The following is a 14,637-nucleotide window of genomic DNA, read 5'->3' on the forward strand; positions in this document are numbered from 1 at the left end:
ACTACTGGCTTCCCACTTTACCCGCTGCGGCCAAATAAAGAAGTTGTGTCACCATGAGTAGGCCTGATGCCTTAGTCGAAGTACAATCCCCACCAAGTCAGCCACTCCGCACGGATATCCAAAACTGGAAGGGCATTGGTTTTGCATTGGCTACCGCGCTGGTAGCAAGTACAGCGGCCGCAGCCAGCAAATGGGTGTCTACCGCTGTCCCCGTGCCATTAATTACGCTCAGCCAATACAGTATCTGCCTGATACTGCTAACCCCATGGCTAGTGCGACAAACGCCTCGACACCTTACCACCCAACACTGGAGAACCCACCTAATACGCGGTTTTGCAGGGTGGTTATGCTTTTTCACATATTTTTCTGCCCTAAGCAAAATTTCACTAATGGAAGCAGGGTTATTGCGTAATGCAGCTCCCATTTTTGTTCCCCTTATTGCCTGGCTTTGGTCTCGAGCACAGATCCCCATAACCCACTGGCTACCAATCTTACTGGGCTTATTGGGGATCAGCTTGATTCTTCAACCCAACGTGGACGGTATTAGTAGCGGCCATGCCTTCGGCCTGATTTCAGGGCTTACCCTGGCTGCCTCTATGGTCGGAACACGAATTTTGTCCCGTACCGACCGGCCCAGCCTTATATTGTTTTACTACGTATTAATCTCGTTCGCGTGCAGCCTGCCCCTGGGTATCTATTATTGGGAGCCAATACCTTTATGGACACTCCCCTATCTTTTTTTTAACGGTGTCTCTGTACTCTTGGCTATCTGGCTGTACACCAAAGCATATAGCTATGCAAAACCCAGTGTGGTGTCGCCAATCAGTTACTTTGGTGTGGTTATTGCCGGACTTCTAGGTTGGCTCATTTGGCAGCACTTACCTAATACTATTGCACTGGTGGGGACGCTGATCGTTATCAGTGCAGGATTGCTCACAGTCTACCTTTCAACTCAGAAAACAAATTGTAGCGACCCATCATAAACTTACTTTCTAAGGTGAAATTGGATGAATTGGCAGAACAAGAAACAACCCCCGTTCAATGACCATCTAGGTATAACCATAGATAATTGGCAGGAAGGCCATGTTGCAATCAGCGTAGAAGTACAACCGGAACACCTGAATACCCACGGTGTACCCCACGGTGGTTTTATTACAACATTAATCGATATCGCTGGCTCTTACTGCGGCCTCTACTGCCCCCACCCCAACCGCCGTCGTAGAGCCTTTACACTGTCTTTAACAGCAAATTTCACCGGTCAGGCCAAGACTAATCAACTCACTGCGATAGGTAAGCTAACGAGTACTGGACGAAAGATATTCTATTCATATACAGAGGTATACGACAGTGAAGGAACTTTAATTGCTACTGGCCAAATGACTATGCGCTATCGTGGTGGCAGTGAAACATTGGATGGTGAACTGATTGATGAAAACACTTTCGAAGTTTCTGAGTAGGTATTCAAAGCATTGTTGCGATCAAATCTAATCTCACACCACTCTCTTCTTGATTTTACTCTATTATCCCGCGTCACAGGTTATTTGCAGCAGCTCTTAGAACCTGTGCGGCTAAAGCCATGAGCGGTAATCTCTTTCAGGCTATCTATCAGCATGTAGACTCTGCCCCAATCAGGTCACTGATCTGCAGGGAGCTCCAATTGCTATCGTTGAAAGCGTAACCTGCTACAGCTGCCCAAAAACCTGATGGTAATACACTGCTATTTATCGAAGGTTAAGAAGACCTGGGACACCTTAATTATCGTTAGCAACAAAGTCTGCATGAGCATTCATTAACCGTAGCTGTATATTCCGTGTAGAAACTTCAACAACCTTAATAAAAGCTGTTTTACTTTTGTCTAGCTCCTCCGCTGAACAACATTCATACTCACTTTTACGACCATTAACGCTCTGGCTGCATAGGCGGCAGCGGCTCGTGCTTTGTAGTAACCCTCAAGATCACCAGCCAAACGAAGCTCTCTCTGTGCTTCTGTTTCTCTTAAACTTCCCTTTTGTACACGTTCAGGCTGTAGAAAAACTAATTTATGTCTTTGCTTTCTTAGATGTGATTGAATATTAATCATAAATGGTGGTTCTACGTGCATTCTGATCTAGCTTTCACTGATGAGTGGGCTATTTTTCACGTAGAAGCACAGTACGAAAAGAGGGCTGAGTTTTTCTACATCTTCGTTATTCGAATTAAAGCCCAATCAAGAATCTCCATGTTTCTTAAGCTCTCCCAATCGCCCTTTAAGATTTTGTTTTATTTTGAAGTATTCCTCGCAATCGATTCGGTATTCTGAAGCGACCAACTTCATCGCAGATGTAGCGGATTTATGTGCATAAGAAACCATTTGTATCGGATATGCGCTTTTTGGGGAATTCAATAACTTTGGATACGTCATATCCATCAGCTGAGTCATTTCGCACACTCTACGAGGTGTTAGCATATCTGATTGAATGTTGTATTTAACTGCAACAGAAGCAAAAGAAACCCAACCAACTAGTAAGGTAGTGTATAGCTGTGCCTCTCTATTTGGATCTATACCTTTTTCAAGAAGGTCGTACATAAAAGCGAGATTGGCTTCATGCGAGGCAATCAAATCTCGAAACTCTTTATCTTCTGCAATAACTGGCCTAGTTAAAACTAATATTGTCATTAAAAATAAAGAACATTTCATAAGTTAATTGCCTCTATACGCCATAACTTAGGAACCACCGGAATTCTCTATTGCCATCACAACTTATATTGCTGCAGTCATCAAATTAGCTCTATCCTTAATCGTACCATATAGCTTCACAGAACTGACTACTGCACCAAGGAGCCCACTGTTCGCTAAGCCCACGAAACTATAACTCCTAAAGCCGATGCTCTACTGCGTAAATTGCCTTACCACAAAGTTTAAGATTATCAAGCTCATCCTCGCGCGAAGAGCCTGCCGAGCACCTAGAAGCACTTGAATATAATCCTCCCCAATTGATTTCTCTCACGGTGATAAGGATATCGGATAGCAGTAGATGGCATTACCGTGGATTTAAGCGTCTATTTGTTTAACCCAAAGATTACAATGTCTTGCAAGTTGTGCTCTACTCTGTAATATCACGTGAAACAAATACCAGGATTATTGTCAGTAAAATCACTATGTATCAGTTTACGTATGAGCCTACCCCCAAAAATGTCCTACTGGACCTGATGGGCGTTAACAAGCGACACGAGCTTGGAACCAGTCAGCTCAGCTTTATATCTGATGCATTTGACATTTCTATCAATAGTCTACGAGTAACATTAAATAGATTGGTAAGTACCGAATTGGTCAGCCATGATGGGCGGGGGGTGTACCGTTTAACAGAAAAAGCGATCGCCAAACGTGCTTTTATCAACCGCTGGCAACATGATACTTTTCATTATGAAACTTGGGACGGTAGTTGGCTTACTTGTCACTTACCTAAAGGAATATCACGTACGGTTCGTAGAAAGTCATTATCGGTTCTCCAATGGTATGGTTTTTCCGTAGGCCTCGACCACCTGTGGGTACGACCCAACAATCTAAAACTCGCCCATTCTGAAATAATCGCTTCATTAGATACTCTTGGACTTGAGGTAGGGGCGAACTGTTTTGTATTGCATGAGGTTCCCGATTCATTAGTCTCTCAATGGGCTCACCAGCTATGGGATATCGGAAGGCTTGATAGCGAATATGACGATCTCGTACGGTCCCTTGAGAACAGCCTTAAGACTCTGTCAAATAAACCTATTTATACAACATTATCAGAAACATGCCGGTTGGGTGGTGAGGCCATTCATCGCCTAGCGATTGATCCTCTACTCCCAAAGATAATAAGACCGCAAGAGAAGTACCAAGAATTGAAGAATATCGTGCGTAAGTACGATCGTGTTGGCCGTAACATTTGGCTGGAACAGTTGAAGAAGTTAGGTGTTGACTAATAATCACAACAAGGTACTCCTCAATGAATATCCCAATTAGCAAAGAAGAACTAAAGCCTTTTCTGCAGCGTAGTGATGCCAGAGCTTGGTGGATAGTAGCAAGCGCTTGGATTGGCATCGTTAGTATTTTTGTTATTGCAGCACTATTACCGTATTGGTACGTATATATTGCAGCAGTATTCTTGCTTGCTGGGCGTCAACAGGCCTTAGCTGCAATCATGCATGAAGCCAGTCATAAAACGCTTTTCGCAACCCGGGCCTATAATAAATTCGTTGCCAAGTGGTTATCTTCACCATTTTTATTGATGGATGGTGATACCTATATTAAGAGCCATCTAAAACATCATCGAAATGCTGGCACAGATAAAGATCCGGATCTGAAGAACTACAAAGACTATCCTGTAAGTAAAAGGAGTCTAGCGAGAAAATTCATTAGAGATTTTTTGGGAATCACTGGTTTAAAGGCAAACCTATATCTTTTTTTAAGCGGTCGAGATTTGTTGAGCAGAAATAAGAGAGTTAATTATCAGTTGACACGGGGCCTGTTTGTTAACGGTATCATGTTTGCGGGGTTGTGGGCCTCTGGCTTTCCGCAGTTGTATATCCTATGGGTGATAGCCTACTTTACAGTCTATATGGCAATCATTCGAATGCGTCAAATCGCTGAGCATGCCGGGGTTAAAGATCTCTATCATCTGGAACCAAAATATAATACACGATCGGTTCCAAGGGGAATTTTAGGCTTACTCTTTGTCAGCCCCACCGATGGATTAAGCTACCATTGTGAGCATCACGCTTTTATGGGTGTGCCCACCTATAACTTAAGAGCACTCCATAAGTTTCTTAAGGCTCGCGGGTACTATGATGACGTAGAGCTGGCCGATAACTACCTTGGCGTGTTAAGGCAGGTGTTAAGATAGCAACTGAAACTGAATACTTCGCGGCAATACAGCTTAAGATAAGTATGATTCTTACGCCGTATTTTCCATACAGGCAGCAGCAAAAGCCATAATAACCTATCCGTGAAATGGTTTTTTGCTTTGCTGCCATCTAAATCCATACATTAGGGCTTCGCTTTATATGTGATAAATGCCGATCGAGCCCCCACTATTGCGCTTACTAGGAATATTCTGCACGCCCAATAGCCAACCTAATTGCTGCCTCCGCTAATAAATGATTGGAGTTCAAGGTAGGCAGAGGAGAGTTGGAGTCACTAATTATTAGTGGTATTTCTGTACACCCAAGTATAACGGCATCACAACCATTAGCCTTCAAACTTTGAATTACCTCTTGAAAGTAAGTTACTGAATCTGGCGCCGAGACACCACAGACCAATTCTTCCATAATTAAGCGGTCTATATTGTGTACCTGCTCATTTGTAGGTCGCAGCCAACCAAGGTTCTGCCCTTCAATTTTCTTTGGGTAAACATCACTTTCCACCAGCCATTTGGTGCCTAAAATACCAAGCTTTTGATAACCGCGAGATTTCGCACTCTCTGCTACAACTTCAGCAATATGGAGCCAAGGTAGCGGTGATAATTCTTTTACATACTCAAACGCCTGATGAATGGTATTATCTGGACAAATTAAGAAATCAGCACCCTGCGCTTTGAGCTTTGAGCTTTGAGCTTTGAGCTTTGAGCTTTGAGCTTTGAGCTTTTTAGCTGAAGAAAGCATTAGGTCACCAACACCCAACAAATCGCTGTTATTCAATCGATCCACATAGTCTGCCAAAGAGTGAGTATGCATGGAGATTTCCGGGTGCGCATACTCCCCCAAAATTTTGGGGCTTTCAGTACATATTGTTCTGTAGCAAAGGGCGGCCCCTTCTGCGGAGCATCCAACTATACCTATATGTTTTGGCAAGGTTTTCATGTTACTAAACTTCTATCTATTAGAATTAATCCGCTACTTAGAATCGTGGCGGTCCCTTATGATACGCACTACTATCGATACTCACCTTAGAGTAACTAAACTTAAAACCCAAAGGCTACACCTCTTCCGATATCAATATTCCCTTCACATATTTTTTTCAGCAAAAGTAATTTTGAAGACACAGGTAATCAATGTAACGCCTATCTCAAACGCCAAAGTACGCACCTTTTGATGGGGCAAACTACTTGAGTATAGTGCTATTGATATCACGCTATTAGAGCGAGATACAGTATGGTTTGAAAAATCTGACAAGATAAACGGAAGGGATAATACTTGTTTTTTGGCTTTGTGGGCTAGGTGAGCGTAGATAAGACTTTCAGCAGGGAGGCCTTATCTACGCACTTGCTATCGAGTATAATTTTTAATCAGCGCAAGTTGTCTCTCTCTTCCTTCATGCGCTTACCTATCGCTAAATGCGCCGCTGGATCAAAATGGTAATAACCTGAGAGATCATCTGTTTCATGAGCCTCAACATTGTAGATGTTGTCTGCAACAGACTGTTGGGCAGACTGGATAGCTCCACTGGCATCACCATAGTGGCTTTTAGCAATAACAATGGGCAAGTCATAATCATTTAGCGCTTCCCGTAGGCCATTCACCAGACAGGTCAAATTCGCCTCATAGTTGTTTTCATTTACAGTTTGCCCTCCATCATTCCAACCCTGGAACCAGATAAAACTATCGATTTCAATCGACTTATTTTCATACTGCGGAAAGTAACCAGCCAAGACTTCAGGGTCGCGCAAGGCCTCAATCTTCTCCAACATCGCAGTGTAAAGAGACTCCTGATTTTCCTCATCTTGGGTCCACTCATTAGCGGCGGAGTCATGGCAGCCAGGGACCTTCCAGTCAACTCTCAGGTCAGTACCACCCTGAACCACTTTTAAAAGCAACAGATCGTTCTCAGTCTCGTCACCGAGGTAGTGCCCTAAAGTGAGCTCTGGTCCATAGCGGTTAGTAGACACGCCGTAATTGGGGAACAATTCACCATGGCGCTCAGAGAAGGAGAGAGAACCGGTATCATTCGATGAACCCTGATACTGCAGTACAGTAATATCGTCTCGTGTACCTTCAAGAGCTGCGTCCAGGTGACCATCAGTATAAATTTCAGCTACCTCCATAGCAGTACTCATTTGCATCCAGGCATCGTAGTTGTACCCATAGGAGCCATCGCTAGAGGAGAAGTAATATCTACTGATGGTGGCAAAGAGTCGGTCAGTCAGATCAAAGTTACGGCTATCACAGGTTTCACCTGTATGAGAGTCGAGACTGCCTGCACGGCAGAGGAATTGCCCGAGCTTCTGCACCACAGGGTCTTCGTTATCATCGCTAAGTCTCTGGTTATAATCGGCTAGCGAATCACTATTATTGATAAACTGCTCTGTTATCTGGTCATCACTAATCGCCGTAGAACCACAGTCGACATCGCCGTAGGTGTAATCTGCATTGGCATGACAAATCAGCTCTTGCAAGCGATCTAACCGGGTGTTGTTGCCTTCCATATTGGACTGGCCTGCCATAACCACAACTTTTACAACATCCTCATATGAAGTATCACCCACTGGATCGGTATTTACGTCACCACCAGATGGATAGATAGCAAAATCATAATCATAAAACTCAAAATCCCTGAAGGTGTCAGGAGTTGTGACTACGAGAGCATAGAGTTCATGATTGGCAGGTACCGGTACTACGGTACTTGAATCTTCCCCGGAGCTATCAATATCAAATGGATAATAGCTACGAGAGCCAGTAGATGGGTTGTAAACCACTGCACGACCACGGAAGTCCGCATGAGCTGGGTTATTTTCAGCATCAACCCTAACCGCAATGGTGTAGTTACTGTCTTCAGTAATACCTTCTACCTTAAAGGCATTAAAAGCCCAAGAGCCTGGTACAAAACCGGTATCCATATCAGTCCAGCTGTTACCCGTCCCCTCCTGATCAAATGTTTGAGTGTACTTATTATCGTGGGTGCTGGCATCAGGGTGCTCACTCAACATCCGACTCAAAGAGGCTGCCTCCGATACCTGGTAGGCCTCACTCTCAACCATATCCCAGGTCGTGATTTGTGCGGCAAAATCTGCAAATAGGGCCTTCATATCGTGCCCTTGTGCTGTTAGATAGGCATCCGCTGCTTCCAGGTCGTTGAGCCCATCCCTGGAGTCACGGAATACACCTCCCATCAGATCCTTACTCACAGCATAATTAGTCAGCCAAGACCAGAAAATATATGCACCGTACTGATGCCCGCCTTTAAAGTCATAACCATATTGGTGATCGACGGGAGAGTCTTGAATGGCCCAAAGGGTAATATGTGGGTGGAGGGTGTAGTAACCCAGCAAGCTATCTTTAACGCCCGGGATATTGTGATCCGCGCCCCAGCTTGCGGAGGATTCCAGGGTGTACTTACCACTGGACTCACCTGTAACCCTGTTTAGCTTACCCTGATAGGAGTGGAAGTTCTCATGCATCCAGTGCTGGGCGTTAGACTGGGTAAGCGGGTTATCCTCCAGGGTGTAATTCTTAACGAACGTATTACTAATTGAGTCATTGAGTTCTAAATCACGGGTGGAACCTTCATCACTGAAGTAAGTGCAAAGCTCGCCTTTTCCATACATGCCGGCTTCAAAGATATTCCTCTCCCATACCCGCTCTTGAGCCACAATATAATGCTCAAAATTAGCCATGGTTTTGTCGGTATCATCCGACCACCATTGGCACTGGTACGTTGAACAAAGATAGTTGTTGTAACCATCATAGGGGCTGGTAGCAATCATGGATTCATTGCACTTACTGCCACCCAGGTCCATGACTTCATCGTATGTCAGCACACGCTCATAGAGTCGCGCATCCCAGATTTTTCCCGCAAAGGGCCCAAATTGCAGCATGTCGCCCAAGTAAGGATAGCTATCACCATCAACAGATATCGAAGTAGAAGCCTCACCGTTTACGTACACGGTTAGCGTGCCATTGTCGACCGTAACTGCGACATGATTACAGCTACGGGTTTTTAAAGTACTTTCTGCGTTAGAAAACTGCTGGCTGTCTTGGCCGCCCAATTGCCCTACAACAACCTCATCACTGATGCCTATATAAAAGCTGCCGGAGTTATTATCACCATTAGTATCGGCAATTGATCTCACCATCACTTCATCGTCTTCAGTACTATCCGGGATGAACTTAAAAGACAAGCTAAAATGCGCGAGGCCATCTTTCTCAGGAAGAGCCACCGTCATGTCTGCATTATTAAAGTCGTTGCGACTGACAAACATTGTGCGCCCTTCTACATCTGGATCCGAAGATGCACTTTCTGTTAGCGCAGTACCCTCAACAATCACAGAATTTCCACCCGCTACATCACGGAATTCCAAGTGAGACGGGACATGCACCAGAAGGCTGTCAGCTGGTCCATCCAGGAAATCGCTGGCACAATCATTTGCCGCAACTTCAATAGTAACTGTCGCAATATTACTAGCACCACTACTATCTGACGCTAGATATGAGAAGCTATCAGTACCCGTAAAGTCTGTTGCAGGGAGGTACTCCCAGCGACGCCCACTTCCTGTTAAAGTGCCATGCGCCGGCTCCGACTGAATAGAATATTCTAGAGAATCCAGATCTTCATCATACGCAGCAAGAAATATAGATTTTGCAAGTCGGCCGTGTGCGGCCATCTGTACCAACTGATCATTGGCAATGGGCAGCGTGTTAGAATCATCACCTTCATCCGGGGTATCTACCACTCCCCCACCCGAATTTCCACCGCCTGAATTTCCACCACCCGAGTTATCACCGCCAGTGTTCTCTTGCGGTGTCGTCTCATCGTTACTACTACCTCCGCCACCACAGCCAAAAAGTAGTGCGCTTAATAATAATACGAGGGGGGCCTTAAATGCCTTTTCGGAGCGATTTGTTTTGCTGATACGTATAAACATTACTTGTCATTTAGAAATACTGAAATTAACAAACGAAGCTTATCCGTATCTCCTCGCGGGTACCGTGAACCAGTTCTTTGATTGAGTCACCCTGACTTAAAATTAAAGCCACCACTAAAATTTATTGACTTACTTAACTTTTCCACGACGGCTCTTTTTGACTACTAAGGCTTACAAATCTATTGGCTATTTATAGAACATAGAAAATTATCAGTCTTCTCTTGAGGCTTGATAACTAGCTATGTAACGAAAGCAAGGCGTTATAAGTGCACTTAACTTAGCCTTCCCTTGAGTTAGCTTCCCATGCTCATTCATCAGGCAATTAAGGCATACCTTGAGTATTTCAACATCTACCAAGACACTGGACCCTAAGCTTGCTGCCAATGTTGGAAATATATTTGATATCAGAAAGAGTACGACAAGACAGGTTAGACGGTTAACCAAGTCGCACTTAAAAAAACGCTTCTTTATCTCTCAGGTTTTGCAGACCATATCACAGCATTATAAACAAGGCTCTTGCAGTAAATCTTTTGCAAAGCGTTGGGCATAACTTCTCTAGTTATTCACAACACAGCCTAGTCAATTAAAAGTAAGAAGGTATAAATTTTGCTTACCCAATACAGGAAAAAGACACAACCCCAGCTTCATAAGATTGAAAATATAATTATGCTCTTTTCACCCGCAATCAAAAAGTAATTATTGATCACATGGATAGAGGTGAGTGTCCACAAAAATTAATACTCCTATTTTTGCACAATACGAAACCCTAACCCCTTACAAAGAAAAGGCAAGCCAATTTTCTACATTTTGTAGAAATCGATCCGCACCGAAAAAAGAAAATTTATTCGCAACAATCATCAACTTGACTACACTGTAGCTCCTACAAAAAGCCCAATTTGATATAAGAACACCTTTATGTCTAGCAGAGAAGATTCTCATCAAATTAGCATCTGTAATGCTCAGAAATGATAATTGCTGTTCACATGGATGTTTGCGATCACTACAAAATTAGTTGAAAAGACTTGCGAGCCCTTTTTGAAATGCAAGACATAGCCGATCAGTTTATTATTTCGTTTTATGGGGAAGCTTTGAGACTCATATAGGAGGCAATAGCCGGCTCTGTTCTCGAGCACTAGCTTCGCAAACTACACAGATATAATCCAGGGATTCACAGACAGCTTGCCCGCCAATTTCAGCGCCCTTGTAGCTAATTCAAATACCGCCCGGTGACGTTAACTATCGAGCATCCTTAATCAAAATTATCCGCGGCTTGTCTCGAGTGCCACCTACTCCTGGCACTCGCGAATTGTTTTCAGCTATTACTCTGTAAGGAGCCCTCTGAATACTGCGCTTCTGACTGCATACTCCATAGAAGCGCTAATGCCATCTGCCACCATTTGGCTGCTAAAGATGGCGGCAATGGGCACTCTCTACTAACGCATTGCACCAACCAGTCTAAGGGGCGCTAGTAAATGGCCATCCCAAAAGAAGGCCAACTATTTGGTTGCAAATGAAACCCTCGCCCTATTCTTGATGGCAAAGTAGGATAGGTACTCCGCCTGCAGGTGCAGCGCGGCACTAAGGAATAGAGAAACCAGAAGACGCCATGACCACACAGCAGTTCGACGACTTAAATGTTGTCTCCCAGGAAGTACTGATCAGCCCGGAGACGCTGAAAGCAGAACTCCCCATTAGCGATGCCGCCGAGGCGACTGTCGCTGGAGGACGCGCCGCCGTGCGCGACATTCTAGATCGCAAAGACCACCGCCTGATGGTGGTAATCGGGCCATGCTCCGTTCACGATGTGAACGCCGCAATGGATTATGCCAAGCGCTTGAAGGCGATTGCGGACAAGGTTTCCGATACCCTGCTAATTGTAATGCGCGTCTATTTTGAGAAGCCCCGCACCACTGTTGGCTGGAAGGGCTTGATCAACGACCCTCACTTGAACGACTCCTTCAAGATTGAGGAGGGGCTGCATATTGGCCGCAAGCTGCTATTGGATGTTGCCGAGCTAGGGCTGCCTACTGCAACAGAAGCCCTAGACCCAATCTCCCCTCAGTACCTGCAGGACCTAATTTCATGGTCTGCCATTGGCGCGCGAACCACAGAGTCACAGACTCACCGGGAAATGGCCAGCGGCCTCTCCTCTGCCGTTGGCTTCAAGAATGGTACCGATGGTGGCCTGGAGGTGGCTATCAATGCCCTACAATCGGTCGCCAACCCCCATCGCTTCCTCGGCATCAATAAGCACGGTCAAGTTGCGATTATCCACACCGCAGGCAACCCATACGGTCACGTTGTACTTCGCGGGGGCAATGACAAGCCAAATTACGACTCAGTGAGTGTTGCAATGTGCGAGCAGGAGCTGCGTAAGTCCAATATCGTGCCAAACATTATGGTCGACTGCAGTCATGCCAACTCCAATAAAAACCACGAATTACAGCCCCTGGTGGTCGACAATGTGACTCACCAAATCCTCGATGGCAATCAGTCGATTATTGGCATTATGGTGGAAAGTAACCTGAAAGCCGGCAACCAGAAAATTCTGCCAAACCTGAGCGATATGGAGTATGGCGTTTCGGTAACCGATAAATGTATTGATTGGGAAACTACCGAGTCCCTGCTGTTAGGCATGGCCGAACAGCTACGCGAGCCCCTTAAAGTACGCTCCCCTTAGACCTCCCCCTGGAGAGGCCCATAGCGGGCCTCTTTCCTACCGAAAAGATAACCGCCACAGCTTGATCTCCCTACAAATTACGCTATCCACTTGATAAAGACCCTACAAAAAGAGTACTTTTGCCCTGCCGTAACAGATAGCTGTCGTATGCTTCCTTCAATCAGCTAAATAAAAATAAGCGGCTTACTAACTGAGGTCGAAATCTGGCACCTAATTTTACATTTATGGGAAATAGGAAAGCAGCACATATGGAACTGCAGTCCAACAAAGTACCAATCTATATCTTTGGTGGGTTTACTCTGACCTGGCTACTTGTCAGCCTAAGTTTTGCTCTCGATGGAGGCTCCACCATCTCCTGGCTGGCCACCGCTCTCTGCACTCTTCTCGCGGTAATCACATTCTCCTTTCGGGCAACACATTACATCGATGGAGAATCAAAAAGCTATGTTTCCAAGAGACAAGCCCTCTGGCATAGCTGGACCGAGAGGCAATCGCTAGCGGCGTTCAAGGGGGTTAAGGTTGTCTCCTACTCATCCCATACCACAGACCGTAAAAGTAGCCACTCCAGCTGGCAGGTAATGTTGGTCCCCCGCCAAAATAACGGTAGCAATAGTATCCAGGCGCAGGCCTTCCACTCCAAGAATGATGCGCTGGCCTACGCGCATGAACTCGCGCTCTTTACAGCGCTCCCCCTACTGGACTAAAGAGCCAGTACTCTTAAGGCACAAGTGGGGATATAGCCCTTCTCACCCTAACCTCCTTTGTTAAAGCTGTTGCCACCCAACTCCGTAGGGGTGCACAAATCAACTCTACTCGACCCTCCAGTCGAGACACAAAAACAGAGGAGCCTCAAAATGGACCCAATTCAATGGGAAATGTCGAGTTCTACCATCATTCGCAAGTTGGACGAGGATGCACACCAAGTAACCTTCCCTCCCCCTCACCTCGATAAGGTGAAACAAGGCGAGCTGCTGAAGTTTCACGCTCATATTAATGTCGAACAAATGCCTGAGGGGCATCACCTAAAAAAAGCCACCATATTTTCCAACGTTCCTAATGGTGGAACATGGGAGCTTATCTGTGATGAAGGCACAGCCGTCGGCGGTAGAGGCAGCGCCCCATCTCCAATTATGTACTTCTCTGCAGGACTAGCCCTTTGCATGATGTCTCACATCGAAATGCTGGCTAAACTTGGCGGGATCAAATTAAAAAGTGTAAGGCTAGAGCAAAAAACTGAGTTCTCAACCACTTTGAATTTTGGGGGTATCAAACCGAAAGAAGTCTTTGGCAAGGGGGACAGAGTGGAAATACATTTGATTGTTGAAAGTGATGAGCCAGAAGAAGAACTTGTAAAATTTATGCATTGTTGCCGGCAGGCCTGTATGTCACTTCAAACCGTTTCCAGTGCAACACCCGTTGATACCCAGCTCTTTATCAATAGTAAAGCGGTTGAGTTCAATTAAATATCCTGGGATGGCCTCACAGACGAAGAGGCCATAGCCTAATAGCGCTTGTTACTAATCGTTTTCTACATCCTCAATCCGGGCTTTAGATAAGGCAGAAGCGACAAGACCTGTCGGAATTGCAACCACCCCCAAACCAATCAAAGGCACAAAGAAAGTAAATATTCTCCCACCGAGAGTAACTGGATACATGTCACCATAACCCACAGTGGTTAAGGTTGTAACTGCCCACCACAAACTGTGAAAGATAGATTTAAATTGTTCCGGCTGAGCAGCGCTCTCAAAATAATAGATACCTACAGATGACAAATAAAGCAAGATCAGAGCTGTTACTCCAAACAATACCAGTTCTTCTTTAACCATACTAAATGCACGGCTAAATCGAGCAACTGCCTTGCTATAGCCGGCCAATGGAACTTTTACATGCAAACCAATGGTGTGAATAGAACTGTACAGCGGCTCGTATGGACCGACTGGAGTTCCTACCTACCCTATTTTGCCTACTAATAATCAGGTTTCTAAAAAGGCCAGATTGGTTGAATAGAGTATCAATCTGGCCAGCAGCGGGTCGCACATAGCATGTAGGGAAAAGGATACCTGTTTGGTATTGATGCTGCGCTTGTCTTATGGCTACTGCTTAGATATGTCGACAAGCGCTACTACCAAGAGAAAGGAGAAT

Annotated in this window: 12 protein-coding genes; 7 read left to right on the forward strand and 5 right to left on the reverse strand. The window is 45.2% G+C overall.

Translation table 11 applies throughout. The features are described 5' to 3' along the window. Positions 1-53 precede the first annotated feature (53 nt). Together ACJJII_RS19125 and ACJJII_RS19130 are read left to right on the forward strand one after the other, a co-directional pair. The gene (locus ACJJII_RS19125; protein ID WP_444917346.1) at positions 54-983 is read left to right on the forward strand and encodes a DMT family transporter; all 930 of its coding nucleotides are present in this window, start codon (positions 54-56) and stop codon (positions 981-983) included. Positions 984-1,007: 24 nt separating this feature from the next. Beyond that, the gene (locus tag ACJJII_RS19130; RefSeq protein ID WP_444917347.1) at positions 1,008-1,457 is read left to right on the forward strand and encodes a PaaI family thioesterase; all 450 of its coding nucleotides are present in this window, start codon (positions 1,008-1,010) and stop codon (positions 1,455-1,457) included. A 398-nt stretch (positions 1,458-1,855) separates the two neighbouring features. Here the strand turns inward: ACJJII_RS19130 and ACJJII_RS19135 are convergent, their stop codons facing one another. Together ACJJII_RS19135 and ACJJII_RS19140 are read right to left on the reverse strand one after the other, a co-directional pair. Further along, positions 1,856-2,080 carry a hypothetical protein gene (locus ACJJII_RS19135; RefSeq protein WP_444917348.1) on the reverse strand — a complete coding sequence of 75 codons (225 nt, stop codon included), beginning with the start codon at positions 2,078-2,080 and terminating at the stop codon, positions 1,856-1,858. A gap of 126 nt (positions 2,081-2,206) precedes the next feature. Further along, complete coding sequence (locus ACJJII_RS19140) at positions 2,207-2,677, reverse strand: hypothetical protein (RefSeq protein WP_444917349.1); 471 nt, start codon at positions 2,675-2,677, stop codon at positions 2,207-2,209. A 461-nt stretch (positions 2,678-3,138) separates the two neighbouring features. Between ACJJII_RS19140 and ACJJII_RS19145 the strand changes: the two genes are divergently transcribed. Both ACJJII_RS19145 and ACJJII_RS19150 read left to right on the forward strand, forming a co-directional pair. After that, positions 3,139-3,942 carry a hypothetical protein gene (locus ACJJII_RS19145; protein WP_444897538.1) on the forward strand — a complete coding sequence of 268 codons (804 nt, stop codon included), beginning with the start codon at positions 3,139-3,141 and terminating at the stop codon, positions 3,940-3,942. A 23-nt stretch (positions 3,943-3,965) separates the two neighbouring features. Then, complete coding sequence (locus ACJJII_RS19150) at positions 3,966-4,862, forward strand: fatty acid desaturase family protein (RefSeq protein WP_444917350.1); 897 nt, start codon at positions 3,966-3,968, stop codon at positions 4,860-4,862. 199 nt (positions 4,863-5,061) lie between these two features. On the opposite strand, the gene ACJJII_RS19155 is transcribed toward ACJJII_RS19150, so the two are convergent. Further along, positions 5,062-5,817: an aspartate/glutamate racemase family protein gene (locus tag ACJJII_RS19155; RefSeq protein WP_444917351.1), complete on the reverse strand. Its 756-nt coding sequence runs from the start codon at positions 5,815-5,817 to the stop codon at positions 5,062-5,064. 425 nt (positions 5,818-6,242) lie between these two features. Further along, positions 6,243-9,815, reverse strand: coding sequence for a sialate O-acetylesterase (locus tag ACJJII_RS19160; protein WP_444917352.1), 3,573 nt, complete (start codon positions 9,813-9,815; stop codon positions 6,243-6,245). A 1,606-nt stretch (positions 9,816-11,421) separates the two neighbouring features. On the opposite strand from ACJJII_RS19160, the gene ACJJII_RS19165 reads away from it, so the two are divergent. From ACJJII_RS19165 to ACJJII_RS19175, 3 genes are all read left to right on the forward strand, one after another. Further along, positions 11,422-12,495, forward strand: coding sequence for a 3-deoxy-7-phosphoheptulonate synthase (locus tag ACJJII_RS19165; RefSeq protein WP_444913571.1), 1,074 nt, complete (start codon positions 11,422-11,424; stop codon positions 12,493-12,495). Between the two features lie 248 nt (positions 12,496-12,743). Further along, the gene (locus ACJJII_RS19170; RefSeq protein WP_444913570.1) at positions 12,744-13,199 is read left to right on the forward strand and encodes a hypothetical protein; all 456 of its coding nucleotides are present in this window, start codon (positions 12,744-12,746) and stop codon (positions 13,197-13,199) included. 150 nt (positions 13,200-13,349) lie between these two features. Further along, the gene (locus ACJJII_RS19175; RefSeq protein ID WP_444917353.1) at positions 13,350-13,958 is read left to right on the forward strand and encodes an OsmC-related (seleno)protein; all 609 of its coding nucleotides are present in this window, start codon (positions 13,350-13,352) and stop codon (positions 13,956-13,958) included. Positions 13,959-14,012: 54 nt separating this feature from the next. Here the strand turns inward: ACJJII_RS19175 and ACJJII_RS19180 are convergent, their stop codons facing one another. Then, the gene (locus ACJJII_RS19180; RefSeq protein ID WP_444917354.1) at positions 14,013-14,387 is read right to left on the reverse strand and encodes a potassium channel family protein; all 375 of its coding nucleotides are present in this window, start codon (positions 14,385-14,387) and stop codon (positions 14,013-14,015) included. Positions 14,388-14,637: the final 250 nt, after the last annotated feature.

The organism is Microbulbifer maximicatervae (SeqCode) (assembly GCF_052467825.1).